We start from the raw sequence: 25,896 nt of genomic DNA, 5'->3' as shown, positions 1-25,896 counted from the left end.
CCCATGGCTACCACTGCTCTTGACCTCGCCAAGGTCCGCAACATCGGGATCATGGCGCACATCGACGCGGGCAAGACCACGACGACAGAGCGCATCCTCTTTTACACCGGTGTCAACTACAAGCTCGGCGAGACCCACGAGGGCTCGGCGACGATGGACTGGATGAAAGAGGAGCAGGAGCGCGGCATCACGATTACGTCTGCCGCGACCACCTGTCGTTGGAACGACACCACGATCAACATCATCGACACGCCCGGTCACGTCGACTTCACCATTGAGGTGGAGCGTTCGCTGCGGGTCCTCGATGGCGCAGTCGCCGTGTTCGACGGCAAGGAAGGTGTCGAGCCCCAGTCGGAGCAGGTGTGGCGCCAGGCCGACCGGTACAACGTGCCGCGGATCTGCTTCGTCAACAAGATGGACAAGATCGGCGCGGACTTCCAGCGCTGCGTCGACATGATCCGCGAGCGTCTTGGCGCCAACCCGCTGGCTGTCCAGCTTCCGATTGGCGCCGAATCCGACTTCCAGGGTGTCATCGACCTCATCCGGATGAAGGCTTACGTCTGGAGTCCGGACGCCCCCAAGGGCGAAATGTACGACACCATCGAGATCCCGGACGCCTACGCAGAGGCCGCGCAGGAGGGCCACGAGCGGCTCGTCGAGGCTGTGGCTGAAGCTGATGACGAGATCATGGAGCTGTACCTCGAGGGCCAGGAGCCCACGGTGGAGCAGCTCGTTGCCGCGATCCGTCGGGCCACGATCTCCGGTGCCGCCGTTCCGGTCCTGTGCGGTAGCGCGTTCAAGAACAAGGGCGTGCAGCCCTTGCTGGACGCCATCGTCGCCTACCTGCCGTCGCCGCTGGACATCGAGGCGATCGAGGGTCACGACCCCCAGGACAAGGACGAGGAAGTCACGCTCCAGCGCAAGCCCAGCGAAGAAGAGCCGCTGGCCGCTCTCGCATTCAAGATCATGAGCGACCAGCACCTCGGTAAGCTCACCTACCTGCGGATCTACTCCGGGGTGCTCGAAAGCGGCATGCAGGTTCTCAACAGCATCAAGGGCCGCAAGGAGCGGATTGGCAAGATTTACCGGATGCACGCCAACAAGCGTGAGGAGATCACGCGGGTGGGCGCCGGTGACATCGTCGCAGTGGTGGGCCTGAAGGACACCACCACCGGCGAAACCCTGTGCGACCAGGCCAACCCGATTGTCCTGGAGTCGATGACCTTCCCCGCTCCCGTCATCGAAGTCGCGATCGAGCCCAAGACCAAGAGCGACCAGGAGAAGCTCGGTACCGCGATTCAGCGTCTTGCGGAGGAGGACCCCTCCTTCCGAGTGACTACCGACGAGGAGACCGGTCAGACCGTCATCTCCGGTATGGGCGAGCTGCACCTCGAGGTGCTCGTCAACCGGATGCGCGAAGAGTTCAAGGTCGAGGCCAACATCGGTAAGCCCCAGGTGGCCTACCGCGAGACGATTCGCCGCAAGGTCGAAGGCGTCGAGTACACCCACAAGAAGCAGACGGGTGGCGCCGGCCAGTACGGTCGCGTGGTCATCGACCTCGAACCGCTTCCGATCGACGGTGACGGTGACAGCCCGGGCTACGAGTTCGTCAACAACATCACTGGCGGTCGTATCCCGCGGGAGTACATCCCGTCGGTAGACGCTGGTTGCCAGGAGGCCGCCCAGTTCGGTGTCCTCGCTGGATACCCGCTGGTCGGCATCAAGGTGACCCTCCAGGACGGGGCCTACCACGACGTGGACTCCTCTGAGCTCGCCTTCAAGATCGCCGGTTCCATGGCCTTCAAGGAGGCGGCCAGTAAAGCCAACCCGGTTCTCCTCGAGCCGGTCATGGCGGTTGAGGTCACCACGCCGGAAGAGTACATGGGCGACGTGATCGGTGACCTGAACAGCCGGCGCGGTCAGATCCAGTCCATGGAGGAACGCGCCGGGACCCGTGTCGTCAAGGCACTCGTTCCGTTGTCGGAAATGTTTGGCTACGTGGGTGACCTGCGCAGCCGTACCCAGGGTCGGGCTAACTACACGATGGTGTTCCACTCCTACGCGGAGGTCCCCTCCAACGTCTCGCAGGAGATCGTTGCGAAGGCCCGCGGCGAATAGCCACGACACCTCACCTGTCCAGCTAAGCAACCTGTACGTCTAGGAGTAATCCAGTGGCGAAGGCCAAGTTCGAGCGGACCAAGCCGCACGTAAACATCGGCACCATCGGTCACATCGACCACGGTAAAACCACGCTGACCGCGGCGATTACCAAGGTTCTGCACGACAAGTACCCGGACCTCAACCCGTTCACGCCTTTCGAGGACATCGACAAGGCCCCGGAGGAGCGCGAGCGCGGTATCACCATCTCCATCTCGCACGTGGAGTACCAGACCGAGAGCCGCCACTACGCGCACGTGGACTGCCCCGGTCACGCGGACTACGTGAAGAACATGATCACCGGTGCCGCCCAGATGGACGGCGCGATCCTGGTGGTCGCCGCTACTGACGGTCCGATGCCGCAGACCAAGGAGCACGTGCTCCTGGCTCGCCAGGTCGGCGTCCCCTACATTGTCGTGGCTCTCAACAAGTCCGACATGGTGGACGACGAGGAGATCTTCGACCTCGTTGAGCTCGAGGTCCGCGAGCTGCTCAACGAGTACGAGTTCCCGGGCGACGAGGTGCCCGTGATCCGCGTCTCCGCGCTGAAGGCCCTCGAGGGTGACCCCGAGTGGGGCAAGAAGATCCTCGAGCTGATGGAGGCCGTGGACCAGAACATCCCCGAGCCGCAGCGGGACATCGACAAGCCGTTCCTCATGCCGATCGAGGACGTGTTCTCGATCACCGGTCGCGGTACCGTCGTCACCGGCCGTATCGAGCGCGGTGTCATCAACGTCAACGACACCGTCGAGATCGTCGGCCTCAAGGACGACAAGATCACCACCACCGTCACCGGTGTGGAGATGTTCCGCAAGCTGCTCGACCAGGGCCAGGCCGGTGACAACGTCGGTCTGCTGCTGCGTGGTGTCAAGCGCGAGGAGGTGGAGCGCGGTCAGGTCGTCATCAAGCCTGGCACCACCACCCCGCACACCGAGTTCGAGGCCCAGGTCGTCATCCTCTCCAAGGACGAGGGTGGCCGCCACACGCCCTTCTTCAACAACTACCGCCCGCAGTTCTACTTCCGGACCACGGACGTCACCGGTGTCGTTACCCTCCCCGAGGGCACCGAGATGGTCATGCCCGGTGACAACACCTCGATGACCGTCAAGCTGATCCAGCCGGTCGCGATGGAAGAGGGTCTGAAGTTCGCCATCCGTGAGGGTGGACGGACCGTAGGCGCGGGTCGCGTCACCAAGATCATCAAGTAGCACGACTCTGGTCGGGCGGTCGGGTCCGTCAGCAACCCGACCGCCCGACACCATGAAGGACGTCATCGGGCTCTTGCGGTGATGCCACCCAGCAGGGAACAGCCCTGTAGCGGTTTCTCAGGTGAATAGAGCCTCAACCGGAAGTTCCTCCGGAGCGCACTGGCCCTTTACGGCGCTGCGTCTCTAGGACACTGACACGAAGGACGAAGGCCACCATGGCGGGACAGAAGATCCGCATTCGGCTCAAGGCCTATGACCACGAGGTCATCGATAAATCGGCCCGCAGGATCGTCGAGACTGTGACGAGGACCGGCGCGCAAGTCGCGGGCCCGGTGCCGTTGCCGACCGAGAAGAACGTGTACTGCGTCATCCGATCGCCGCACAAGTACAAGGACTCGCGTGAGCACTTCGAGATGCGCACGCACAAGCGGCTGATCGACATCATCGACCCGACGCCGAAGACCGTCGACTCGCTGATGCGGCTCGACCTCCCGGCTGGTGTCGACATCGAGATCAAGCTCTAAAGGACGCTGAAGACATGACGACCAAGCAGATCAAGGGAGTCCTGGGCGAAAAGCTCGGCATGACCCAGGTCTTCGACGAGTCCGGCAAAGTTGTGCCTGTGACGGTGTTGAAGGCCGGCCCAGCTGTCGTGACTCGCGTCCGTACCCCGGAGACCGATGGGTACTCCGCGATTCAGCTCGGCTACGGCCACATCAACCCGCGCAAGGTGAACAAGCCGCTCGGCGATTACCTGCGTAAGCACAACCTCACCCCTCGCCGCCACTACGTCGAGGTGCGCACCTCCGACGCCAGCGAGTACACGGTCGGTCAGGAGATCACCGCTGACGTGTTCCAGCCTGGTGAAAAGGTTGACGTCACCGGAAAGACGAAAGGCAAGGGGTACGCCGGTGTCATGAAGCGCCACGGCTTCGGCGGCCTCGGCGCCTCGCACGGCACCCAGCGCAAGCACCGTTCTCCTGGTTCCATTGGTGGCTGCGCCACCCCAGGCCGTGTTTTCAAGGGAATGCGCATGGCCGGCCGCATGGGCAACGTGCGCCGCACCGTGCAGAACCTCACCGTGCACTCAGTTGACGCCGAGAAGGGCCTCCTTCTGGTCAAGGGTGCGGTTCCCGGTCCCAACGGTGGCCTGGTTCTCGTCCGCACCGCCGTGAAGGGGGGCAAGTAAGCCATGGCGACCATCGAGGTCAAGGACCGCGAGGGCGCGGCGAAGGGAAGCGTCGAGCTCCCTGACGAGATCTTCGCGCAGAAGGTCAACATCCCGCTGATCCACCAGGTCGTGGTCGCCCAGCAGGCCGCAGGCCGGCAGGGGACGCACTCCACCAAGACCCGCGGTGAGGTCCGCGGTGGTGGTAAGAAGCCGTACCGCCAGAAGGGCACCGGCCGGGCCCGCCAGGGTTCTGTCCGTGCGCCCCAGTTCACCGGCGGTGGTACGGTGCACGGCCCCAAGCCGCGCGACTACGCCCAGCGGACGCCCAAGAAGATGAAGGCTGCCGCCCTGCGCGGGGCGCTCAGCAACCGGGCGCAGCACGGACGTATCCACGTCGTCAGCGAGTTCGTCCCCGAGGACGTCACCACCAAGCGCACCCAGACTGCGCTGAAGACGCTGCGTAAGATCACCGACTCTGACAAGGTGCTGGTGGTTCTGTCGCGCGAAGACCAGCACAACCGTCTCGCGCTGCGGAACCTCCCCGAGGTGCACATCCTCGACGCCAACCAGGTCAACACCTACGACGTGCTCTACGCCGACGACATCGTGTTCACCGAAGCCGGTTACCAGGAGTTCCTGGCACACGCCAAGGGCAGCAAGATCGCGGCGTCTCAGGAGGACGACCAGTGAGGATCCCTGACCCTCGGGACATCATCATCAAGCCGGTGATTTCCGAGAAAAGCTACGGCCTGCTGGACCAGAACAAGTACACCTTCCTGGTCCACCCCGAGGCCAACAAAACCCAGATCAAGATGGCGGTGGAGCAGATCTTCGACGTGAAGGTCACCTCCGTCAACACGATTAACCGGAAAGGCAAGCGCAAGCGCACCCGGTTCGGCTACGGCAAGCGGCCCGACACCAAGCGCGCGATCGTGAGCCTGAAGGACGGCGACCGGATCGACATCTTCGGAGTCTGATCTCCAGCCGTGCCGTTTGAGATCGATTCACACGTAAGGAATGCACGAAAGAGATGGGCATTCGAAAGTACAAGCCGACGAGCCCAGGGCGTCGCGGGGGGAGCGTCAGCACATTCGCTGAGATCACCCGCTCGAAGCCTGAGAAGTCCCTGGTCCGTCCGCTGCACTCCAAGGGCGGGCGCAACGGTCACGGTCGCATCACTGCCCGCCACCAGGGCGGCGGCCACAAGCGCGCCTACCGGCTGATCGACTTCCGCCGCCACGACAAGGACGGTATTCCCGCCAAGGTCGCTCACATCGAGTACGACCCGAACCGCACCGCACGTATCGCGCTGCTCCACTACGTGGACGGCGAGAAGCGGTACATCCTGGCGCCTGTGGGTCTGAAGCAGGGCGACCGGGTCGAGAACGGCCCCGCGGCTGACATCAAGCCGGGGAACTGCCTGCCGCTGCGCAACATCCCCACCGGTACGTTCGTGCACGCGGTGGAGCTCAAGCCGGGCGGCGGTGCCAAGCTGGGCCGTGCGGCCGGAGCGGCGATCCAGCTCCTCGCCAAGGAGGGTGCCTACGCCACCCTGCGTATGCCCTCGGGCGAGATGCGGCAGGTCGAGGTCGCATGCCGGGCCACTGTGGGCCAGGTCGGCAACGTCGAACACGCCAACATCAGCTGGGGTAAGGCCGGCCGGATGCGGTGGAAGGGCAAGCGCCCGAGCGTCCGTGGTGTGGCGATGAACCCGATCGACCACCCGCACGGTGGTGGTGAGGGCCGGACCTCCGGTGGCCGCCACCCCGTCAGCCCGTGGGGTAAGGCCGAGGGCCGGACCCGTAAGAAGGGCAAGCCCAGCGACCGGCTCATCGTGCGTCGGCGTAGCAAGAAGAAGCGGTAAGGAGCACGACTGATGCCACGTAGCCTTAAGAAGGGGCCTTTCGTCGACCACCACCTCATGAAGAAGGTGCTGGAGCAGAACGAGAAGGGCACCAAGAACGTCATCAAGACGTGGTCGCGCCGCTCCATGGTCGTTCCCGAGATGATCGGGCACACCATCGCCGTGCATGATGGCCGCAAGCACGTCCCCGTGTTCATCACCGAAGCGATGATCGGCCACAAGCTCGGCGAGTTCGCCCCCACGCGTACTTTCCGCAGCCACGTCAAGGAGGACCGCCGCAGCCGCCGCTAGCGGACGTCCGGTCAGTTGTGAGAAGCGTCAGGACCCCACGGTGGTGGGGGTGAGATTTCCGTGAGCGAGGGAAAAGCGATGGGAACGAGGGCACAAGCGCGGTTTGTCCGCGTCACGCCCCGAAAGGCCCGCCGGGTGGTGGACCTTATTCGCGGGCTGCCCGCTGAGGAGGCTCAGGCGGTGCTCCGGTTCGCACCTCAGGCGGCAAGTGGACCGGTGGGGAAGGTGCTCGCCAGCGCCATCGCCAATGCCGAGCACAACGACAAGTTGGACCGTGAAACGCTGGTCGTCAGTCGCGCCTGGGTGGACGAAGGACCGACTCTGAAGCGCATTCGGCCGCGAGGCTTCGGCCGTGCGTTCCGAGTCAACAAGCGGACGAGCCACATCACTGTGGAAGTCGCGCCGCGTGACACCGTGGGCGCCGCGTCGGCCAAGAGGAAGGAAAGGACCCGATAGTGGGACAGAAAGTCAACCCGCACGGGTTCCGCCTCGGAGTGACCACCGACTTCAAGAGCCGGTGGTTTGCCGACAAGCTGTACAAGGACTACGTCAAGGAAGACGTAGCCATCCGCCAGATGCTGACTCGCGGCATGGAGCGCGCCGGGATCTCCAAGGTGGAGATCGAGCGCACCCGTGAGCGGGTCCGGGTCGACGTCCACACCGCCCGGCCGGGCATCGTCATCGGCCGCCGCGGTGCGGAGGCCGACCGCATCCGTGCCAACCTCGAGAAGCTGACCAACAAGCAGGTCCAGCTCAACATCCTCGAGGTGAAGAACCCTGAGATCGACGCCCAGCTCGTCGCTCAAGGGGTGGCGGAGCAGCTGTCGAGCCGAGTCGCGTTCCGCCGTGCCATGCGCAAGGCCATTCAGAGCGCGATGAAGAGCGGGGCCAAGGGCATCCGTGTCCAGTGCAGTGGCCGTCTCGGCGGCGCCGAGATGTCGCGTTCCGAGTTCTACCGCGAAGGCCGGGTGCCGCTGCACACGCTGCGCGCCGACATTGACTACGGCTTCTTTGAGGCGCGTACCACCTTCGGCCGTATCGGCGTGAAGGTCTGGATCTACAAGGGCGAAGCGCCGATGACCCGCGCTGAGCGCGAGGCCGCCCAGGCCGCGCAGCGTGCTGCTGGTCCGCAGCGCCGGGAGCGTCCGGGACGCCGTCGTCGTGGCGGCGGCGGAGGCGGCGGCCAGCAGCAACAGCAGGCTGAGAAGGCGACCGCCCAGGCGACCGAGGCCGCTAAGGCCGCGAAGTCCGGGAACGAGGGGAGCTGACGATGCTCATTCCCCGCAAGGTCAAGCACCGCAAGCAGCACCACCCCAGCCTGCGGGGGCGTGCTAAGGGCGGTACGAGCGTCCACTTCGGCGAGTACGGCATCCAGGCTCTGGAGTCCGCCTACGTCACTAACCGGCAGATCGAGGCGGCGCGTATCGCGATGACCCGCCACATCCGCCGTGGTGGCAAGGTCTGGATCAACATCTTCCCGGACCGTCCGCTGACCAAGAAGCCGGCTGAGACCCGGATGGGTTCCGGTAAAGGCTCCCCGGAGTGGTGGGTCGCTCCGGTCAAAGCCGGCCGGGTGATGTTTGAGCTGGCAGGTGTGCCTGAGCCTGTGGCGAAGGAAGCCCTTCGCCGGGCCATCCACAAACTGCCGATGAAGTGCAAGGTCGTGAAGCGAGAGGCGGGGGAGTAATGGCTAAGTCCCTTACCGCCGCTGAGCTTCGCGGTTACTCCGTCAAGGAGCTGACCGAGAAGCTCAAGGAGGCGAAGGAAGAGCTGTTCAACCTCCGTTTTCAGGCCGCTACTGGGCAGCTGGACAACAACAGTCGCTTGCGGATTGTCAAGCGTGAGATTGCGCGGATCTACACGGTGCTGCGCGAACACGAGTTGGGCATCATGCCGCTGGCTGCCGAGGAGTCGGCTGACAAGGCGAAGGAAGCAGCCGAATGAGTGAGAAGACCACGGCACAGGAACGTAACCACCGCAAGGTCCGCGAGGGTTACGTCGTCAGCGACAAGATGGACAAGACGGTGGTCGTGGCGGTGGAGAACCGCTTCAAGCACCCGCTGTACGGCAAGATCATCCGCCGCACCACCAAGTACAAGGCCCACGACGAAGCGAACATCGCCGGTGTTGGCGACCGGGTGCGTCTGATGGAGACCCGGCCGTTGTCTGCGACTAAGCGCTGGCGCGTCGTGGAGATCCTGGAGAAGGCCAAGTAAGGGATCGCCGCTGCGATCTCTGACCCGCCGCGGTGATCGGTTGGTGGAGACCGGTCACCGCGGCGGGGCGGACCAGCTAGCGAGCGCGGGTGATGAGCCCGCGCGCACATATCAGGAGCAGACGTGATTCAGCAGGAGTCGCGACTCAAGGTCGCCGACAACACGGGTGCGAAGGAGCTGCTGACCATCCGTGTCCTTGGCGGCTCGGGCAGGCGGTACGCGAGCATCGGTGACACGATTGTGGCGACCGTCAAGGACGCCCTGCCCGGCGCGGGGGTCAAGAAGGGCGACATCGTCAAAGCCGTTGTCGTGCGCACCACGAAGGAACGCCGTCGGCCCGACGGCTCCTACATCCGCTTCGATGAGAACGCCGCCGTGCTCATCAAGGACGGTGGGGACCCGCGGGGCACCCGTATTTTCGGCCCGGTCGGCCGTGAACTGCGAGACAAGAAGTTCATGCGCATCATTTCGCTGGCGCCGGAGGTGCTCTAGGCGATGAAGATCAAGAAGGGCGACGAGGTTATCGTCATCGCCGGTAAGGACAAGGGTGCCACGGGGAAGGTCAAGAAGGCCCTTCCCAAGGAGCAGCGAGTCATCGTCGAGGGCGTCAACCTCATTAAGAAGCACAAGAAGGCGAACCAGGCGGGTGGCCAGCAGGGTGAGGTTGTCACCCTCGAAGCGCCGATCCACGTGAGCAACGTCGCGCTCCTTGAGGACGGCCGTCCTACCCGGGTCGGCTACCGCTTCAAGGAGGACGGAACCAAGGTTCGGATCTCCCGCCGTACCGGTAAGGAAATCTGATGACGGTCACGAACGAGATCGACGCTCCGCCCATTCCGCGGCTGAAGCAGAAGTACCGCGAGGAGATCATCCCGGCCCTGCGTGAAGAGTTCGGCTACACGAACATCATGCAGGTGCCTGGGCTGACCAAGATCGTGGTCAACATGGGTGTCGGCGACGCGGCCCGGGACGCCAAGCTCATCCAGGGTGCGATCGCTGACCTGTCCGCGATCACGGGACAGAAGCCCAAGATCAACCGGGCCAAGAAGTCCATCGCGCAGTTCAAGCTGCGGCAGGGTCAGCCCATCGGAGCCAGTGTGACGCTGCGCGGCGACCGGATGTGGGAGTTCCTGGACCGGCTGCTCACCCTAGCGCTTCCGCGCATCCGTGACTTCCGCGGCCTGTCGGCCAAGCAGTTCGACGGGAACGGGAACTACACCTTCGGTCTCACCGAACAGGTGATGTTCCACGAGATCGACCCGGACAAGGTCGACCGGCAGCGCGGCATGGACATCACGATCGTCACCACGGCGGCCACCGACGAGGAAGGGCGGAGCCTGCTGCGGCGGCTCGGATTCCCTTTCAAGGAAGACTAGGGGAGTAGGGATGGCCAAGAAGGCGCTGATCGCCAAGGCGAACCGGAAGCCCAAGTTCCGGGTTCGTGCGTATACTCGATGCTCGCGGTGTGGCCGCCCGCGCGCTGTCTTCCGGAAGTTCGGCCTGTGCCGGATCTGCTTCCGCGAGATGGCGCACCGGGGCGAGCTGCCGGGCGTCACCAAGGCCAGCTGGTAGCAAGCAGACTCGTCGGGTCGGCCGGTCCGGCCGGCCCCGGCAGGTATGCGGTGGGGCGTGTGCCCGCCGCTCATCATTGTGTTCACGACCGACCGGACATCACGCGGAACACCCACCCGCCCGATGTCCATGACCACGCGGCAGGTCCTCGGACAACCCGAATAAATCGGGACGCGGGCTCGGGGGAGAGTTCCGTTTCCGGGGAAACCGCAGCGAGGAAAGGGCCAATCGGCCATGACGATGACCGACCCAATCGCAGACATGCTCACACGTCTGCGTAACGCGAACGCGGCATACCACGAGACCGTGGCGATGCCGTATTCGAAGATTAAGGCGCACATCGCCGAGATCCTCCAGAAGGAGGGCTACATCCAGGGCTGGCGTGTCGAAGACGCCCGCGTCGGCAAGAACCTGGTGGTGACTCTCAAGTACGGGCCCACCCGTGAGCGTGCTATCGCCGGGCTCCGTCGTGTGTCCAAGCCTGGTCTGCGGGTGTACGCGAAGAAGGACAACCTTCCGCGTGTCCTCGGCGGACTTGGCGTGGCCATTATTTCGACGTCCAGCGGCCTGATGACGGACAAAGAGGCCAAGAAGAACGGCGTGGGCGGCGAAGTCCTCGCTTACGTCTGGTAACAGGGAGAGATTTCAGCATGTCGCGTATTGGCCGACAGCCGATCTCGGTCCCCAAGGGCGTCGAAGTCACCATCGACGGTAAAGACGTCAAAGTCAAGGGGCCGAAGGGCGAACTCAAGCACACTGTCCCGCCGTCGATCACCGTTACCCTGGAAGACGGCCAGGTAAAGGTATCGCGTGCGGACGATCGACCGCAGACCCGTTCCTTGCACGGGCTTACCCGCTCGTTGATTGCCAACCTGATCGAGGGCACCTCCAAGGGGTACACCAAGACCCTCGAGATCTCGGGTGTGGGCTACCGCGTCCAGGCCAAGGGCCGGAACCTGGAGTTCTCTCTGGGCTACAGCCACCCCATCGTCGTGGAACCTCCGGAGGGCATCACGTTCCGGGTGGAGAAGCCGACCCTGCTGCACGTCGAGGGAATCGACAAGCAGAAGGTGGGCCAGGTGGCCGCGGACATCCGCAGCCTGCGCAAGCCCGACCCCTACAAGGCGAAGGGCATCCGCTACCAGGGCGAGAGAATCCGCCGCAAGGCCGGAAAGGCTGGTAAGTAAGCATGGCGAAGAGGTCGTCGCTTACCCGCAGGGGCGTTTCCCCCCGTGCGGCCGCCCGGGCGCGCCGCCACATGCGGGTCCGCAAGAAGGTTCGGGGCACGCCGGAGCGTCCGCGTCTGGTCGTCACCCGTTCGCTCAAGCACATCGTCGCGCAGATTGTGGACGACACCAAGGGGCACACCCTGGTGTCCGCCTCCACCCTGGAGGCCTCCATCCGCGGCGAGGAGGGCAGGAAAACCGAGAAGTCGCACCTGGTGGGCAAGGTGCTCGCCGAGCGTGCGAAAGCCGCCGGGATCACCGCTGTCGTTTTCGACAGGGCCGGCTACCGCTACCACGGCCGTGTCGCGGCGCTGGCTAACGGCGCGCGCGAAGGCGGCCTGGAGTTCTAGTGATGACTCCTGACAACCGCAGTTTCAACGACGGGAAGAGGAACCACTGATGGCTGCAGCTCCGCGGCGCGGCGCCGGTGGCGAGCGGCGTTCCGGCCGTGACGATCGCCGCGGCGGTTCCGCTGACAAGGGCGTCTCCTACATCGAGCGGGTTGTGAAGATCAACCGGGTCGCCAAGGTCGTCAAGGGTGGACGCCGGTTCAGCTTCACCGCTCTGGTCGTGGTCGGCGACGGCAACGGCATGGTCGGCGTCGGCTACGGCAAGGCGAAGGAAGTGCCCGCGGCGATCGCCAAGGGTGTTGAGGAAGCGAAGAAGAACTTTTTCCGGGTCCCGCGGATCGGGGGCACCATCGTGCACCAGGTCCAGGGAGAGGACGCTGCCGGCGTGGTCCTGCTCCGCCCGGCCGCTCCCGGTACCGGTGTGATCGCCGGTGGTCCGGTGCGTGCCGTGCTGGAGTGCGCTGGCATCCACGACGTCCTCACCAAGTCGCTCGGGTCGTCGAACCCGATCAACATTGTGCGCGCGACGGTTGCTGCTCTGAAGAGCCTGAGCCGTCCCGAAGAGATCGCCGCCCGGCGTGGCCTGCCGCTGGAAGATGTCGTTCCGGCGCCCATGCTGCGCGCTCGCGCGGAAGCCAAGGCGGGGGTGTAGGTGATGGCGAAGCTCAAGATTACCCAGGTCCGGTCGAAGATCGGCGGTAACCGGAAGCAGCACGCCGCGCTTGCCTCCCTCGGCCTCGGTCGGATCGGTAAGTCGGTCATCCGCGACGACCGCCCCGAGGTTCGCGGACAGATCAACGTTGTCGCGCACCTCGTCACCGTCGAGGAGGTCAGCTCATGAGCGAGTTGCTCAAGCTCCACCACCTGCGTCCGGCCCCCGGCTCCAACAAGGCCAAGATCCGCAAGGGCCGCGGTGAGGCGTCGAAGGGTAAGACCGCCGGCCGCGGTACCAAGGGCACCAAGGCTCGGAGCACGGTGCCGGCCGGTTTCGAGGGTGGCCAGATGCCCCTCATCCGCCGGATTCCGAAGCTCAAGGGCTTCAGTAACGCCAAATTCAAGACCGTGTACCAGGTGGTGAACCTGGACAAGCTGAGCAAGCTGTACCCCGAGGGCGGCGAGGTCACCATTGAGGACCTGGTCGCCAAGGGTGCGGTGCGCAAGAATCAGCCGGTCAAGGTGCTGGGCACTGGAGAGATTTCGGTTCCGGTGCGGGTGAGCGCGAACGCGTTCTCCAGCTCTGCCAAGGAGAAGATCCTTGCGGCTGGTGGCAGCGTCACCGAGATCTAGGGGCATCCCTGAGGACGTGTGGGGGCGTCTCATCGATCATGCCCACGAGATTGGGAAGATCGGTGAACGCCCCTGTCCCTTTTTCCGGGGGGTTCTTGGTACGGTGTGCCACCGAGTGTGTTCTTATTGTGAACTTGGTGGTCCACACCAATTGTTCAATGGCTGCTAATGTGCCTTCTGCTTGACTTGACGAGGCTCCGGCTGTTGTGGTCGGGGCCGATGATTACGACGATCCAGGATCGGCCGCGATGTCTCGAATCGGCTGCGCCGTCGACGCCTGGCAGGAGGAGACGTGCTAGGTGCGTTCGTCCGTGCGTTTCGCACGCCTGAACTACGTAACAAACTGCTGTTCACGCTGTTTATCCTGACGATTTTCAGGCTTGGCGCCGTCATCCCCGCCCCGGGGATCGACAGTGTCGCTATTGAGAAGTGTGTCCAGCAGACGGCCGAGACCGGTGCCTCGAATATCTATGCGCTGATCAACTTGTTCAGCGGTGGCGCGCTGCTGCAACTCGCCGTCTTCGCGCTGGGCATCATGCCGTACATCACCGCGAGCATTATCCTCAACCTGCTCACGGTGGTGGTGCCGCGGCTTGAAGCACTGAAGAAGGAAGGCCAGGCCGGGCAGAGCAAGATCACACAATACACCCGTTACCTGACGATCGCTCTGGCCGTCCTCCAGTCCACCAGTGTCATCGCGATGGCCCGGACCGGGCAGCTCTTCCAGAACGCCTGTATACCCGAAGAGTACATGCCCTTCCTCCACACCTCTTACGAGCTGCCGGTCCTGATCATGATCGTGTTCGTGATGACTGCGGGCACCTGCGTCATCATGTGGTTCGGTGAGCTGATCACCGAGCGCGGGGTCGGCAACGGCATGTCGCTGCTGATCTTCACCCAGATCATCGCGGAGTTCCCCGCCGGCATGATGCGCATCTGGAGCGAGAACCCCGCGTGGGTCTTCGCCCTCGTCTGCGTGGCCGGAGTGGTGCTTATCACAGGTGTGGTCTTCATCGAGCAGGCCCAGCGCCGTATCCCCGTGCAGTACGCCAAGCGCATGGTGGGCCGCCGGATGTACGGTGGCAGCTCGACCTACATCCCGCTGAAGGTGAACCAGGCCGGTGTGATTCCGGTCATCTTCGCCTCGTCCCTGCTGTACCTGCCGACCCTGGTGGTCGGACTGCTGGGCGCCGAAACCGACAACAAGGTGGTGGACTTCCTCAACACCTACTTCAACCCGATGGGGAACCACCCGGTTTACCTGACCACCTTCTTCCTCCTCATTGTCGGCTTCGCCTTCTTCTACGTGGCCATTACTTTCAACCCCGCTGAAGTGGCCGACAACATGAAGAAGTACGGTGGATTCATCCCGAGTATTCGCCCGGGACGTCCGACCGCCGAGTACCTGGACTACGTCCTTACCCGGCTGACGACGCCTGGTGCGCTGTACCTGGGTGTGATCGCGCTGTTGCCGATGGTGGCTCTGGGGACTTCCGGGGCTGCCGCGAACTTCCCGTTCGGCGGCGTCAGCATCCTGATCATGGTTGGTGTCGGGCTGGACACGGTGAAGCAGATCGAGAGTCACCTCCAGCAGAGGAACTACGAGGGTTTTCTGCGATAGATGCGCGTTGTACTGGTGGGACCTCCAGGGGCCGGAAAAGGCACCCAGGCCCAGATCTTGGCGTCCAAACTGTCGATTCCGAAGGTGTCCACCGGAGACATCTTCCGTGCCAACGTCAGCGGTGGCACCGAGTTGGGTAAGAAGGCCCAGGCCTATATGGACCGTGGCGACCTCGTCCCTGACGAGATCACCAACGCCATGGTGCGCGATAGGCTGGCCGAGGACGACGCTCGTGCAGGCTTCCTCTTGGACGGCTTTCCGCGCAATCTCGCGCAGGCGGAAACGCTGGACGAGATGCTTGCCGATCTGGGTGTCAAGCTCGACGTTGTCCTCGAGCTCGTCGTTGACGAGGAGGAAGTGATCCGGCGGCTTGCGGAGCGGGCCCGGATCGACAACCGCAGCGACGACAACGAGGAGACGATCCGGCACCGTTTGGTCGTCTACCGGGAGCAAACTGCTCCGCTGGTCTCCTTCTACGAGAAGCGCGGACTGCTGGAGAAGATCGACGCAGTCGGGCCGATCGAGGAGGTCACCCAGCGGGCCATGACAGCGCTGAAAAGCAGAGCCTGATGTTGCGTAAAGGGCGAAACCGGATCGAACTGAAGTCGCCGGCTGAGATCGAGAAGATGCGGGCTGCGGGGCGAGTCGTGGCCCGCACTCTCGACCTGCTGCGCGAGGCGGTGCGTCCCGGGATCAGCACCTTGGAGTTGGACGCCCTTGCCGAGCAGAGCATCCGCGAGGCAGGGGCCATCCCGTCCTTCAAGGGCTATCACGGTTTCCCCGGATCGATCTGCGCTTCCGTCAATGAAGAGGTGGTCCACGGGATTCCGCGGGCCACCAAGGTGCTTGCGGACGGGGACATCATCTCCATCGACTGCGGGGCCATCCTCGACGGGTGGCACGGCGACTCCGCCATCACGGTCCCGGTGGGGACGGTTACCGAGGAGGACCGCACGGTGATGGAGGTGTGCGAGGAAGCGATGTGGCAGGGCATCGCGCAGATGCGTCCGGGCAACCGGCTCGGCGACATCGGGCATGCCATCGAGTCCTACATCGCTTCGCGCGGCAACTTCGGAAACGTCCGCGAGTACGGCGGGCACGGGATCGGCACCCAGATGCACATGGAGCCGCACGTGCTCAACTACTCGCCGCCCGGCCGGGGAATGCGCCTGGTCGAAGGCATGTGCCTGGCGATCGAGCCCATGGTCAACCGCGGCACCCGGCACGTCCACCTGCTGGAGGACGGGTGGACCGTGGTGACACGGGATGGGAGCCGCTCGGCGCACTTCGAGCACTCGGTGGCGATCACAGCCGACGGCCCCCTGGTGCTCACCGCCCGAGAGGAGAACCGGGAGAAGATCGCCTCGCTCGGATTCCCGGATCCCGGTTTCTGAACCGCAGTGCTGAAGCAGTGCTGAATTCGTGTGGGCCGCCTCCTTCCCAGGCGGCCCACACGAATTTTCAGCCGCGGTCTTTGCTCCTCCTTGCCACCGGACCGTAGCGTGAAAAGGACAGAGCGGCGGAGGAGGTGTGGTGGCGGAGTCCAACCCCCATGTCCGGGCTTCCGACGCGGATCGGGAGCGTGTCGCCGAACGCCTCCGGGAACATTGCGCGCAGGGGCGCTTGGACGAGGAGGAGCTCGCCGAGCGGATCGCGCAGGCGTACCAGGCGCGGACCCGGGGCGAACTGGCCGCGCTCACCGAGGACCTGCCCGGCTATGACTTGGCTGATCTTCCTGGGCTGGTGGCGAGTACCCGACACACCCGGGCCCCGGTTGCTGCGGGTACGGCCAGGCGCTGGCTGGTGGGCGGGGCGAGCACGCTGCTCTTCGGCGGTGCGCTGACCGCCTTCGTCTCCTTCGGTGCAGACCTCGTATGGTATGTCGCGGCGATCGGCCTGTGGGCGGTGGCCGTGGTGTACATCACTGTGTGGGGTCAGCGGACGCACCGAGGGTAGTGGGGCGGCAGGCATACCGCGGCGCGGAGCGGCCTGACAAAGACGTTCACGGGAGCAGGTAGACTGAGAGAGCACAACACTCGGGTTGTTGGGTCAGGCTGCCTGCAGAAGCGTCTTCGATCCGCGTGACGTAAGATAGTGCAGTTGACCTGCATTTCAGTGGTCAATTCCTGGTCGGGCGCCGGATCATTCCACACTCGGAGAGATCCGCACCCGTAGCCCCCGTGTTCACGGGGCCGATTCCAGAAGCGTGGAGGATATGGCTAAGAAAGACGGCGCCATCGAGATTGAGGGCACCGTTATCGAGTCCCTGCCCAACGCTATGTTCCGAGTGGAGCTTGACAACGGGCATAAGGTTCTGGCTCACATCAGCGGAAAGATGCGGATGCACTACATCCGTATTCTTCCCGACGACCGAGTTGTTGTGGAGCTGAGCCCGTACGATCTCACGCGCGGGCGCATCGTTTACCGCTACAAGTAGCTTCTCCGCTCGCGTCCACCGTTCCGCGGTCGACGCAGGTGGACCCAGAACCCGGAGTGACGATGAAGGTTAAGCCGAGCGTTAAGAGAATCTGCGCGAAGTGCCGAGTGATCCGCCGTCACGGCAAGATCAGGGTGATCTGCGAGGACCCGCGGCACAAGCAGCGCCAGGGTTAATCCAGTCCTGGCTTTCTGACATAGGAGAATCAGTTCGCCGGTGACGACATGTGTCGGCCGGCATTGCAGTGTGAAGAATCCCGTTCCTATCCCGGCGGAGCATTGTGCCCCGGGACCACCCCCGGTCGGAGGCCGGGGCCTCGTCGTTGGGCGGCGAGAGGGCACGGGAACGGGAAAGACCTCCGCGACATAGAAGGAGTACGCCCGATGGCGCGCATCGCCGGCGTCGACCTCCCCCGGGACAAAAGGGTGGAGGTCGCTCTTACATACGTCTACGGCATCGGCCGGAGCCGCGCGGCCGAGACTCTGGCCAACACCGGGGTCAACCCCGACACCCGCGTCTACCAGTTGACCGAAGAGGAGCTGGTCAAGCTCCGCGAGTGGATCGACGCCAACTACAAGGTCGAGGGTGACCTGCGCCGCGAGGTTGCGGCCGACATTCGGCGCAAGATCGAGATCGGCTGCTACCAGGGTATCCGGCACCGCCGCGGCCTGCCGGTCCGCGGCCAGCGCACGCAGACCAACGCACGGACCCGCAAGGGCAAGAAGAAGACCGTGGCCGGAAAGAAGAAGGCCGGTCGGAAGTAGTCCGTTCGGGCCCCGCCATTCGGGCCCGATGCCAGCAACGGATCGATGATCTTGGGAGTAGGGAATGCCGCCTAAGAGCCGTCAGGGCGCCGGGCGCAAGGTGCGCCGCAAAGAGAAGAAGAACGTCGTCCACGGGCACGCGCACATCAAGAGCACCTTCAACAACACGATTGTGAGCATCACCGACCCGACCGGCGCGGTGATCTCCTGGGCCAGTGCCGGACAGGTCGGGTTCAAGGGGTCGCGGAAGTCCACTCCGTTCGCCGCGCAGATGGCTGCCGAGGCCGCCGCACGCCGCGCGCAGGAGCATGGGGTGCGCAAGGTCGACGTCTTCGTCAAGGGTCCGGGCTCGGGCCGGGAAACCGCGATCCGTTCGCTGCAGGCGACCGGGCTCGAGGTCGGCTCGATCCAGGACGTCACCCCGGTTCCGCACAACGGCTGCCGTCCGCCGAAACGGCGCCGGGTCTGATTCGCGTTCCATACGCCGCCTCCGCCGCGTAAGACCGGGCGGAGGGGCGGACCGGCAGTTGCTAGTTAATGGTCCCGCAGGCCGCGGGGCCGACCAGTGGCCGTCATATAGCGGGCGGCCGTGGGAGAGATAGGAAGAAACGGACCATGCTGATCGCTCAGCGTCCCACCCTGACCGAAGAGCCGATCTCCGAGTTCCGCTCCAAGTTCATCCTTGAACCCCTGGAGCCGGGCTTCGGCTACACCATCGGGAACTCGCTGCGCCGCACCCTGCTGTCGTCGATTCCCGGTGCTGCCGTGACCAGCATCCGCATCGAGGGTGTTGAGCACGAGTTCACCACCGTGCCCGGCGTCAAGGAGGACGTTACCGAGATCATCCTGAACCTCAAGGGTCTCGTGGTGAGCTCGGAGCACGACGAGCCGGTACTGATGTACCTGCGCAAGCAGGGACCGGGAGTGGTCACCGCCGCCGATATCGCTCCGCCTGCCGGGGTCGAGGTGCACAACCCGGAGATGCACATCGCGACCCTGAACAGCAAGGGCAAGCTGGAGATGGAGATGACGGTCGAACGGGGCCGTGGCTACGTCTCCGCCGCCCAGAACAAGCAGCCGGGGCAGGAGATCGGCCGGATTCCGATTGACTCCATCTACTCTCCCGTCATGCGGGTCACCTACAAGGTCGAGGCGACCCGTGTCGAGCAGCGCACCGACTTCGACCGCCTCATCCTGGACGTCTGGACCAAGCCGGCCATCCGGCCTCGCGACGCGGTGGCCAGCGCGGGCAAGACCCTGGTGGAGCTGTTCGGGTTGGCGCGGGAGCTCAACGTCGACGCCGAAGGCATCGACATGGGTCCCTCTCCCACGGACGCTGCGCTGGCCGCGGATCTGGCACTGCCGATCGAGGACCTCAACCTCACGGTCCGCTCCTACAACTGCCTCAAGCGCGAGGGTATCCACACGGTCGGCGAGCTCGTCGCTCGCACCGAGCAGGACCTGCTGGACATCCGGAACTTCGGTGCGAAGTCAATAGAGGAAGTCAAGCAGAAGCTGAGCGACATGGGGCTCGCGCTGAAGGACGCCCAGGGCGGGTTCGACCCGGGGAGCGCGGCCGGTTCGTACGGTTCCGACCACGACCAGTCCTACGTCGAGACTGAGCAGTACTAGACCACAGACCCCCGGCTGGTCCGGTCCAGCTCAGGACTGGGGCGGCCGCATCAAAGGAGAACACCATGCCTACGCCAACGAAAGGGCCTCGGCTGGGCGGAGGCCCGGCACACGAGCGGCTCATGCTGGCGAACCTGGCGACCGCCCTGTTCCGGCACGGTCGCATCAAGACCACGGAGGCCAAGGCCAAGCGTCTGCGCCCCTACGCGGAGAAGCTGATCACGCTGGGGAAGCGCGGTGACCTGCACGCTCGCCGCCAGGTCCTGACCAAGATCCGGGACAAGGCGGTTGTGCACGAGCTGTTCACCGAGATCGGCCCGCGCTACGAGAACCGCAACGGCGGGTACACGCGGATCACCAAGATCGGCAACCGCAAGGGCGACAACGCGCCGATGGCCGTGATCGAGCTGGTGGAAGCCCTGAACAAGCCGGCGACGGGCAGCAAGCGGGCGCAGACCGAGGAAGCGGCGAGCCAGGAACCCGCCGCTGAGGCCGGCAAGCAGCCCGCGGAGGGCGCCACCTCGGTGCAGACCGCGGAGGCCGCCGACGCTTCTCAGGCTGAAGGGGAAGCGGAGGAGAAGTAACCTCCCCAGCCTTCACTCGTGTGATGGTGTGAATGCCCGGTTCCCGTCAGGGGGCCGGGCATTTGTCGTGGACGGAGACAGGAACAGTGACGGACGAGACTCTGACCCGGCTGAGGTTAGACATTTCCTATGACGGCACGGACTTCTCCGGGTGGGCGGAGCAGCCGGGAAGGCGCACCGTCCAAGGGGAGCTCCAGGCAGCACTGGCCCGGGTGCTGCGGATCCCCACCCCCCAGTTGACCGTGGCGGGCCGCACGGATGCGGGAGTGCACGCCCGCGGCCAGGTGGCCCACGTGGACGTGCCCGCGTCCGTGTGGGAGGCCGAGGGGGAGCGGCTGCTGCGCCGCCTGGCCGGGGTGCTGCCTCTTGACGTCCGGGTGACCGCGGTAGCCCCGGCACCCCCGGGGTTCGACGCCCGGTTTTCCGCGCTGTTCCGCCGCTACGTTTACCGGGTGAGCGATGCCCCGGGCGGGGTGGATCCGCTGCGCCGCCACGAAGTCTTGTGGCACCGCCGCCCCTTGGACGTCGACCGGATGAACGAGGCTGCGGCCGCCCTGCTGGGCGAACACGACTTCGCCGCCTACTGCCGGAAACGGGAGGGAGCGTCCACGGTCCGGGAGCTCCAGCGTTTGGAGTGGCGGCGGGAGAGCGAGCACGTGTACGCGGCCACGGTGCAAGCGGACGCGTTCTGCCACAACATGGTGCGCGCCCTAGTGGGGGCGCTGCTCGCGGTGGGGGACGGCCGTCGTCCCCCGGAGTGGCCTGCTCAAGTGCTCCGGGCCGGGGTACGCGATTCGGCGGTGCACGTGGTGCCGCCGCACGGCCTCACGTTGGAGGAGGTGCGCTACCCGGCGGATGAGGAGCTGGCCGCACGGGCCGCGGCGACCCGCAGGTTCCGGGTCTTGGAGCGGGCCGCAGAGTAGCCGCGGCCCGGGGGTGCCACGGCCGCGGCACCCCCGGCAGGGTGGTTGCAGGGCCTACTGCACGGCCCGCTCGCCCAAGGGGGCGAGAGCCAGGTCAATGAAGTGGGCGCTGATCTTCTCCAGCTCCGGGTCTTCGTTTTCCGGGGTTCGGCCGTCTGCGTTGGCAGCGAGGGAGAAGACCACGTAGCGGCCCCACACCGCGCTGGCCACGTGGCCGCCGGCGATGTCCATCCGCTCGGCCCCGCTGCCTTCCTGGCCGGCTAGTCCAGCGAACCACAGGGTGTTTGCGGGGTCTTGTGCTTCGGCTGCTGCCTGCGCGCCGTCGGAGTTGGCCATCGCGGCCACCCCGACGGTGACAGCGCGGGTGCCGTCCTCGTTCGCGTAGGTGGCCCGTACCACTTGGCGGCAGTCGTGCTCGGTGAGCACCGCGGCGTAGTCGCCGTGCGCGGTGGTGTCGCACCGGTCGGTGTCGTCGGTGAGCAGGAGGCTGAAGGTTTCCCCGTCGATGTCGACGGTCTCTTCCGCGAAGAGCTCCCCGGCTTTGAGCGGTTCCGGATCGGTGGATTCGTCGGAGACGAGCGAGACGTCGTAGCCGCCTTCCGGCGAAGGGGCGGCGGACTCGGAGCCGCCTCCTCCTGAAGCGAGCAGGAACGCGCCTCCTCCGGCAACGAGGAGGAGAGCGACGAATCCAGCGCCGATGAGGAGCGGACGCGCCGGGAAGCGGCGGCGCTGGCTGTCCACGTAGTCGTCGTACTCGGACAGGTCCATTTCCGCGGTGCTGGCCGCCGGCTCCGATGCGGCGACCTCGTCCCGGAACATGGGCCGACCGCCGAAGATGTCGTCCCGCCCAGCCGAGGGCGCGGCTCCTGCGGGCGGCATCGCCTGCGTGGCTGCCGCGTCCACCGGGGGCACCACCTGGGTGGCGTCGTCAGCGACCGGAGGAACGACCTGGGTAGCGTCCTCGGCCCCGGGTGCCTTCCCCCCTGGGGGCAGCACGGTCCCCTGGAGCGGCTGCTCCGTGGGCTGCTGCGGGGGGAAGGGCGCCGTGGGCGGCGGTGATGCCGCAGCCTGTCCCGCCGGAGGCGCAAGAGGCGGCTGGGCGCCGCTGGGGGCATTCCATGCGGCGGGGCCTTGCTGGGGTCCGGAGGGGGCGGCCCCGGCTGGGGGAAGGGGTGGGGCGGCTGGTGGTGGTCCGGCGGGTGGGGCCTGGCGGGGTGGTGGGGCGGGGGGTTGCCCGGGGCCGGGCTGTCCTTGGGGTGGTTGAGGCCCCGTCATCGGCTGGCCTTGCGCAGGACCGGGCTGGCCCTGTGCAGGCTGCGGCCCCGGCGGTACCGGGTGGCCAGGGCCGGGCACCGGCGGCGCCGGGGAAGGCTGTGGCGGCGGGGCGGAGGAACCGCCCTGGGCTGGTGCAGGAAGGCGTGGTTGGGCGCCGCTGGGGGCATTCCATGCGGCGGGGCCTTGCTGGGGTCCGGAGGGGGCGGCCCCGGCTGGGGGAAGGGGTGGTCCGGCGGGTGGGGCCTGGCGGGGTGGTGGGCCGGGGGGTTGTCCGGGGCCGGGCTGTCCTTGGGGTGGTTGAGGCCCCGTCATCGGCTGGCCTTGCGTAGGACCGGGCTGGCCCTGTGCAGGCTGCGGGCCGGTAAGCGCGGGCTGCCCCTGACCGGGGTGCGGGCCCGCAGGCACGGGCTGTCCTTGGGCAGGCTGCGGCCCCGTCGACGCGTGGCCCGGAGCGGGCTGCGGGCCGGAAGGTCCAGGCTGTCCAGGAGATGGCTGGGGTGGACGAGCTGTGGATGGCATAGGTCCTAACGGGGATTGCGATTCCAACCCGAGAAGGTCATGGCCTTGGCTGGATGGGGATGATGGAAGGGAAGAAGCAGACCGCGGAGCCTGCGCGGTCTCGTCCGCGCCCTGATGAGGGTCGGCGGGCGGGGGAGGGAACGACGGTCCGAGAGGAGTTGGTCCGTCGGCTGGCTCGTTCGGTTGCGGTGCGATGGGAGACTCCGGATGCTGTCCTGGGGCGGGGAGTGGAGCCGCGAACGGCTGAACCCCGCCGCGTGCTTCGTCACGAATTCCGTATTCTCGCCTGTTCAGAATCGGTCGCGAAGCCGCGAACCGGACCAGGGGGGCGAACAGTCCTGTCGGAGCGTCGCACGTTCGAGCGGACACACCGCCAGGGGCAGAACAGAAGAAACGAGGAGAGCGGTGCGGGGTTTCCCCGCTCACACGCTATCCTCATGTGATAAGGCGGTGGCGACACTGCCGGCACCATCCTAGTCAGTGCTTTCCGCAGTGGACCGTTCCACCGTCCGGTTCCCCTGGGGCAGAGCACCTGACCTCGAATTGACGCGCGTGGTGGTGTGATCGACCCGGCGGGTCGGGACCGGTGACAGTGCGCAAGCACTCGACGGTCAAGGCATAATGAGAGTGGAGTAATCGCGCATCGTGCGCGAGCCTGGTCGCCCCATGGCATGCCACGAGAGCCATGGGGATTTTGACCGTGGCCTGCGTGCGGGTTACGATTCTCTGTCGTTGTGCGTTGAGTTGCCGTGGGTACCCACCAGACCTCGTTGGGCGCCGATCACGCATCACCGTCTGCGCACTCAAATCTATCGAAGAGTTCCGGGACACCCGGAGACTGTTCGGTCCAGTAAGTACGAGTTTGCCGTCTCGCACAGAGACGGACACCGCCGACTGAGAAGGCAATACGATCGTGCGCACATTCAGCCCCAAGCCCAGCGATATTCAGCGTCAGTGGCACGTCATCGACGCCTCCGATGTCGTGCTCGGCAGGCTGGCTAGTCGCGTTGCCACGCTGTTGCGCGGCAAGCACAAGCCGTACTACGCGCCCCACGTCGACACCGGTGACTACGTGATCGTCGTGAACGCCGACAAGGTGGTGCTGACCGGTAAGAAGCTGGAGCAGAAGCGGGCCTACCGTCACTCCGGCTACCCCGGCGGCCTGCGTTCCATTCCCTACAGCGAACTGATGGCGAAGAACCCGGCACGCGCTGTAGAGAAGGCGGTCAAGGGCATGTTGCCGAAGAACTCTCTCGGCCGTCGGATGGCGAAGAAGCTCAAGGTGTACGCCGGGCCGGAGCACCCGCACCAGGCCCAGAAGCCGGTGCCGTACGAGATCACCAAGATCAAGCAGCCCGCGTAGGCGTCGCGAGACTAAGGAAGTACGAGGAGAACCGTGGTCGAGCCCACCGGCATCGAAGACGTTCAGGAATACGACGAGAACTCCGAAGAGTACCCGGCCGAGTACACCACCGAGACTCCCGAGACGGTCGGCGAGACATACATCCCGACGGCGGTCGGCCCCTCTCTGGGAACGGGCCGCCGGAAGACCGCTGTCGCGCGCGTCCGTGTCGTCCCGGGCACCGGTGAGTGGAAGATCAACGGCAAGTCGCTTGAGGAGTACTTCCCGAACAAGGTGCACCAGCAGCTCATCAAGGAGCCCTTGGCCACTCTGGGTTTTGAGGGCGCCTACGACGTCTTCGCACGCCTGAACGGCGGTGGCACCAGCGGCCAGGCCGGTGCGCTCCGTCACGGCCTCGCCCGCGCACTTGCCGCCATGGATCCCGAGCACAACCGTCCGCCGCTGAAGAAGGCCGGCTTCCTCACTCGGGACGCCCGGAAGGTCGAGCGGAAGAAGGCCGGTCTTAAGAAGGCCCGCAAGGCGCCCCAGTACTCCAAGCGGTAGTTCTTTTCCGACTTGGCGACCACGTTATTACAACGTGGTCACGATTGGACGTGTCCCACGGGGAACAGGTCCTAGGCCCGCACTGATGACTCGTTGTCTCAAAAACGAGTGGTCAGTGCGGGCCATAGTCGTTTCTATCGGCATTGGTGCGCTCTCGCCGCCACATACTGGTGTCCGTAGCGGCGACCAGCGCCATCATCTGGACGAAACGGAGCGATTGGTTCGTGACACGGCTGTTTGGCACCGACGGAGTCCGCGGGCTTGCGGGCCGCGATCTCACTGCTGGACTAACCCTGGAGCTCGCCATTGCGGCGGCTGAAGTCCTCCCAGAGCGAGGCATTCCCGGAAAGCGGCCCCGCGCCGTGGTCGGCCGTGATCCGCGTGCCTCAGGCGAGTTCCTGGAAGCGGCCGTAGTAGCGGGACTCGCCAGCGCCGGGGTGGACGTCATCCGCCTCGGTGTGCTGCCCACGCCTGCCGTGGCTTTTCTGACAGGCGAACTGGACGCGGACTTCGGGGTGATGCTCTCCGCCAGTCACAATCCGGCTCCGGACAACGGCATCAAATTCTTCGCCCGCGGCGGCCACAAACTGTCAGACGAGGTGGAAGACGAGATCGAACGGCGGCTGGGCCGTGCCGTGGCGGGGGCAACCGGCCGGGACGTCGGCCGGGTCACCGACGATACGGACAGCGTGGAACGCTACATCACCCACCTGGTGAACTCCCTGCCCAACCGCTTGGACGGGTTGAAAGTCGTTGTGGACTGCGCCAACGGTGCGGCAGCGGGGATCGCCCCGGAGGCGCTGCGCCGTGCCGGCGCCGACGTGATCGCGATCGGCGACAAGCCCGACGGGTTCAACATCAACGAGGGATGCGGGTCCACCAACCTGGACGCG

37 protein-coding genes and 1 pseudogene are annotated in these 25,896 nt (G+C 65.4%); 37 read left to right on the top strand and 1 reads right to left on the bottom strand.

What is annotated here, in order from left to right:
• Positions 1–3 precede the first annotated feature (3 nt).
• The 34 genes from fusA to truA all read left to right on the top strand — a co-directional run bounded on the left by fusA (position 4) and on the right by truA (position 21,303).
• Positions 4–2,118, top strand: a complete 2,115-nt coding sequence (gene fusA / locus TF1_RS08225) for an elongation factor G (protein WP_011293072.1) — start codon at positions 4–6, stop codon at positions 2,116–2,118.
• Between the two features lie 53 nt (positions 2,119–2,171).
• Positions 2,172–3,365, top strand: a complete 1,194-nt coding sequence (tuf, locus tag TF1_RS08220; RefSeq protein WP_011293071.1) for an elongation factor Tu — start codon at positions 2,172–2,174, stop codon at positions 3,363–3,365.
• Between the two features lie 215 nt (positions 3,366–3,580).
• On the top strand, positions 3,581–3,889 hold the full coding sequence (rpsJ, locus tag TF1_RS08215) for a 30S ribosomal protein S10 (RefSeq protein ID WP_011293070.1): 309 nt from the start codon (positions 3,581–3,583) through the stop codon (positions 3,887–3,889).
• A 14-nt stretch (positions 3,890–3,903) separates the two neighbouring features.
• Positions 3,904–4,554, top strand: coding sequence for a 50S ribosomal protein L3 (gene rplC, locus TF1_RS08210; protein WP_011293069.1), 651 nt, complete (start codon positions 3,904–3,906; stop codon positions 4,552–4,554).
• 3 nt (positions 4,555–4,557) lie between these two features.
• Entirely contained in the window at positions 4,558–5,226 is a 669-nt protein-coding gene (gene rplD / locus TF1_RS08205; protein WP_011293068.1) for a 50S ribosomal protein L4, read from the top strand.
• On the top strand, positions 5,223–5,513 hold the full coding sequence (gene rplW, locus TF1_RS08200; protein WP_011293067.1) for a 50S ribosomal protein L23: 291 nt from the start codon (positions 5,223–5,225) through the stop codon (positions 5,511–5,513). The genes rplD and rplW overlap by 4 nt, the downstream gene beginning before the upstream one ends.
• Positions 5,514–5,566: 53 nt before the next feature.
• A complete protein-coding gene (gene rplB, locus TF1_RS08195; RefSeq protein WP_011293066.1) occupies positions 5,567–6,400 on the top strand; it encodes a 50S ribosomal protein L2 in 834 nt (277 codons plus the stop codon).
• 12 nt (positions 6,401–6,412) lie between these two features.
• A complete protein-coding gene (rpsS, locus tag TF1_RS08190; protein WP_011293065.1) occupies positions 6,413–6,691 on the top strand; it encodes a 30S ribosomal protein S19 in 279 nt (92 codons plus the stop codon).
• 78 nt (positions 6,692–6,769) lie between these two features.
• Positions 6,770–7,147 (top strand): 50S ribosomal protein L22, encoded by a 378-nt coding sequence (rplV, locus tag TF1_RS08185; protein WP_011293064.1) that lies wholly within the window; start codon positions 6,770–6,772, stop codon positions 7,145–7,147.
• Positions 7,147–7,959 carry a 30S ribosomal protein S3 gene (rpsC, locus tag TF1_RS08180; protein WP_011293063.1) on the top strand — a complete coding sequence of 271 codons (813 nt, stop codon included), beginning with the start codon at positions 7,147–7,149 and terminating at the stop codon, positions 7,957–7,959. Before rplV ends, rpsC begins: the two co-directional genes overlap by 1 nt.
• A gap of 2 nt (positions 7,960–7,961) precedes the next feature.
• Positions 7,962–8,378, top strand: a complete 417-nt coding sequence (gene rplP, locus TF1_RS08175) for a 50S ribosomal protein L16 (protein WP_011293062.1) — start codon at positions 7,962–7,964, stop codon at positions 8,376–8,378.
• Positions 8,378–8,635 carry a 50S ribosomal protein L29 gene (gene rpmC / locus TF1_RS08170; RefSeq protein ID WP_011293061.1) on the top strand — a complete coding sequence of 86 codons (258 nt, stop codon included), beginning with the start codon at positions 8,378–8,380 and terminating at the stop codon, positions 8,633–8,635. The genes rplP and rpmC overlap by 1 nt, the downstream gene beginning before the upstream one ends.
• The gene (rpsQ, locus tag TF1_RS08165) at positions 8,632–8,907 is read left to right on the top strand and encodes a 30S ribosomal protein S17 (RefSeq protein ID WP_011293060.1); all 276 of its coding nucleotides are present in this window, start codon (positions 8,632–8,634) and stop codon (positions 8,905–8,907) included. Before rpmC ends, rpsQ begins: the two co-directional genes overlap by 4 nt.
• Positions 8,908–9,030: 123 nt before the next feature.
• Positions 9,031–9,399, top strand: coding sequence for a 50S ribosomal protein L14 (gene rplN / locus TF1_RS08160; RefSeq protein WP_016189239.1), 369 nt, complete (start codon positions 9,031–9,033; stop codon positions 9,397–9,399).
• 3 nt (positions 9,400–9,402) lie between these two features.
• Positions 9,403–9,708, top strand: coding sequence for a 50S ribosomal protein L24 (rplX, locus tag TF1_RS08155; protein WP_011293058.1), 306 nt, complete (start codon positions 9,403–9,405; stop codon positions 9,706–9,708).
• A complete protein-coding gene (rplE, locus tag TF1_RS08150) occupies positions 9,708–10,283 on the top strand; it encodes a 50S ribosomal protein L5 (protein WP_011293057.1) in 576 nt (191 codons plus the stop codon). The genes rplX and rplE overlap by 1 nt, the downstream gene beginning before the upstream one ends.
• A gap of 10 nt (positions 10,284–10,293) precedes the next feature.
• Positions 10,294–10,479 carry a type Z 30S ribosomal protein S14 gene (locus TF1_RS08145; RefSeq protein ID WP_011293056.1) on the top strand — a complete coding sequence of 62 codons (186 nt, stop codon included), beginning with the start codon at positions 10,294–10,296 and terminating at the stop codon, positions 10,477–10,479.
• A gap of 234 nt (positions 10,480–10,713) precedes the next feature.
• On the top strand, positions 10,714–11,112 hold the full coding sequence (rpsH, locus tag TF1_RS08140; RefSeq protein ID WP_011293055.1) for a 30S ribosomal protein S8: 399 nt from the start codon (positions 10,714–10,716) through the stop codon (positions 11,110–11,112).
• Positions 11,113–11,129: 17 nt separating this feature from the next.
• Entirely contained in the window at positions 11,130–11,666 is a 537-nt protein-coding gene (rplF, locus tag TF1_RS08135; RefSeq protein WP_011293054.1) for a 50S ribosomal protein L6, read from the top strand.
• Between the two features lie 2 nt (positions 11,667–11,668).
• A complete protein-coding gene (gene rplR / locus TF1_RS08130) occupies positions 11,669–12,055 on the top strand; it encodes a 50S ribosomal protein L18 (protein ID WP_011293053.1) in 387 nt (128 codons plus the stop codon).
• Between the two features lie 49 nt (positions 12,056–12,104).
• Complete coding sequence (rpsE, locus tag TF1_RS08125) at positions 12,105–12,707, top strand: 30S ribosomal protein S5 (protein ID WP_011293052.1); 603 nt, start codon at positions 12,105–12,107, stop codon at positions 12,705–12,707.
• Between the two features lie 3 nt (positions 12,708–12,710).
• Positions 12,711–12,896 (top strand): 50S ribosomal protein L30, encoded by a 186-nt coding sequence (rpmD, locus tag TF1_RS08120; protein ID WP_011293051.1) that lies wholly within the window; start codon positions 12,711–12,713, stop codon positions 12,894–12,896.
• Entirely contained in the window at positions 12,893–13,342 is a 450-nt protein-coding gene (gene rplO / locus TF1_RS08115; protein ID WP_011293050.1) for a 50S ribosomal protein L15, read from the top strand. Before rpmD ends, rplO begins: the two co-directional genes overlap by 4 nt.
• A gap of 292 nt (positions 13,343–13,634) precedes the next feature.
• Positions 13,635–14,963, top strand: a complete 1,329-nt coding sequence (secY, locus tag TF1_RS08110) for a preprotein translocase subunit SecY (protein ID WP_011293049.1) — start codon at positions 13,635–13,637, stop codon at positions 14,961–14,963.
• A complete protein-coding gene (locus TF1_RS08105; RefSeq protein WP_011293048.1) occupies positions 14,964–15,533 on the top strand; it encodes an adenylate kinase in 570 nt (189 codons plus the stop codon).
• Entirely contained in the window at positions 15,533–16,357 is an 825-nt protein-coding gene (map, locus tag TF1_RS08100) for a type I methionyl aminopeptidase (protein WP_011293047.1), read from the top strand. Before TF1_RS08105 ends, map begins: the two co-directional genes overlap by 1 nt.
• A gap of 139 nt (positions 16,358–16,496) precedes the next feature.
• Positions 16,497–16,919, top strand: coding sequence for a DUF1707 SHOCT-like domain-containing protein (locus TF1_RS08095; protein ID WP_227480927.1), 423 nt, complete (start codon positions 16,497–16,499; stop codon positions 16,917–16,919).
• A 259-nt stretch (positions 16,920–17,178) separates the two neighbouring features.
• Positions 17,179–17,400, top strand: coding sequence for a translation initiation factor IF-1 (gene infA / locus TF1_RS08090; RefSeq protein ID WP_011293045.1), 222 nt, complete (start codon positions 17,179–17,181; stop codon positions 17,398–17,400).
• A 62-nt stretch (positions 17,401–17,462) separates the two neighbouring features.
• Entirely contained in the window at positions 17,463–17,576 is a 114-nt protein-coding gene (gene rpmJ, locus TF1_RS15840) for a 50S ribosomal protein L36 (protein WP_011293044.1), read from the top strand.
• A gap of 207 nt (positions 17,577–17,783) precedes the next feature.
• Positions 17,784–18,164, top strand: coding sequence for a 30S ribosomal protein S13 (gene rpsM, locus TF1_RS08085; RefSeq protein ID WP_011293043.1), 381 nt, complete (start codon positions 17,784–17,786; stop codon positions 18,162–18,164).
• A 64-nt stretch (positions 18,165–18,228) separates the two neighbouring features.
• Positions 18,229–18,633, top strand: coding sequence for a 30S ribosomal protein S11 (rpsK, locus tag TF1_RS08080; RefSeq protein WP_011293042.1), 405 nt, complete (start codon positions 18,229–18,231; stop codon positions 18,631–18,633).
• 146 nt (positions 18,634–18,779) lie between these two features.
• Complete coding sequence (locus TF1_RS08075; RefSeq protein ID WP_011293041.1) at positions 18,780–19,796, top strand: DNA-directed RNA polymerase subunit alpha; 1,017 nt, start codon at positions 18,780–18,782, stop codon at positions 19,794–19,796.
• 65 nt (positions 19,797–19,861) lie between these two features.
• Entirely contained in the window at positions 19,862–20,380 is a 519-nt protein-coding gene (rplQ, locus tag TF1_RS08070; RefSeq protein WP_011293040.1) for a 50S ribosomal protein L17, read from the top strand.
• A 32-nt stretch (positions 20,381–20,412) separates the two neighbouring features.
• The gene (gene truA, locus TF1_RS08065) at positions 20,413–21,303 is read left to right on the top strand and encodes a tRNA pseudouridine(38-40) synthase TruA (protein WP_156482494.1); all 891 of its coding nucleotides are present in this window, start codon (positions 20,413–20,415) and stop codon (positions 21,301–21,303) included.
• Positions 21,304–21,357: 54 nt separating this feature from the next.
• On the opposite strand, the gene TF1_RS08060 is transcribed toward truA, so the two are convergent.
• The gene (locus TF1_RS08060; protein WP_016189234.1) at positions 21,358–22,299 is read right to left on the bottom strand and encodes a hypothetical protein; all 942 of its coding nucleotides are present in this window, start codon (positions 22,297–22,299) and stop codon (positions 21,358–21,360) included.
• A gap of 1,711 nt (positions 22,300–24,010) precedes the next feature.
• Here TF1_RS08060 and rplM point away from each other — a divergent pair.
• The 3 genes and pseudogenes from rplM to TF1_RS08045 all read left to right on the top strand — a co-directional run.
• Positions 24,011–24,460, top strand: a complete 450-nt coding sequence (gene rplM, locus TF1_RS08055) for a 50S ribosomal protein L13 (protein WP_011293037.1) — start codon at positions 24,011–24,013, stop codon at positions 24,458–24,460.
• Positions 24,461–24,493: 33 nt separating this feature from the next.
• A complete protein-coding gene (gene rpsI, locus TF1_RS08050; protein ID WP_011293036.1) occupies positions 24,494–25,003 on the top strand; it encodes a 30S ribosomal protein S9 in 510 nt (169 codons plus the stop codon).
• 224 nt (positions 25,004–25,227) lie between these two features.
• Positions 25,228–25,896, top strand: a pseudogene (locus tag TF1_RS08045) (phosphoglucosamine mutase); the annotation flags it as partial.

Origin of the sequence: Thermobifida fusca NBRC 14071 = JCM 3263 (assembly GCF_001592045.1) — a bacterium.
GTDB lineage: Bacteria > Actinomycetota > Actinomycetes > Streptosporangiales > Streptosporangiaceae > Thermobifida > Thermobifida fusca.
The sequence above is the reverse complement of the archived record's forward strand: the minus strand, read 5'-3'. Positions and strand labels throughout refer to the sequence as shown.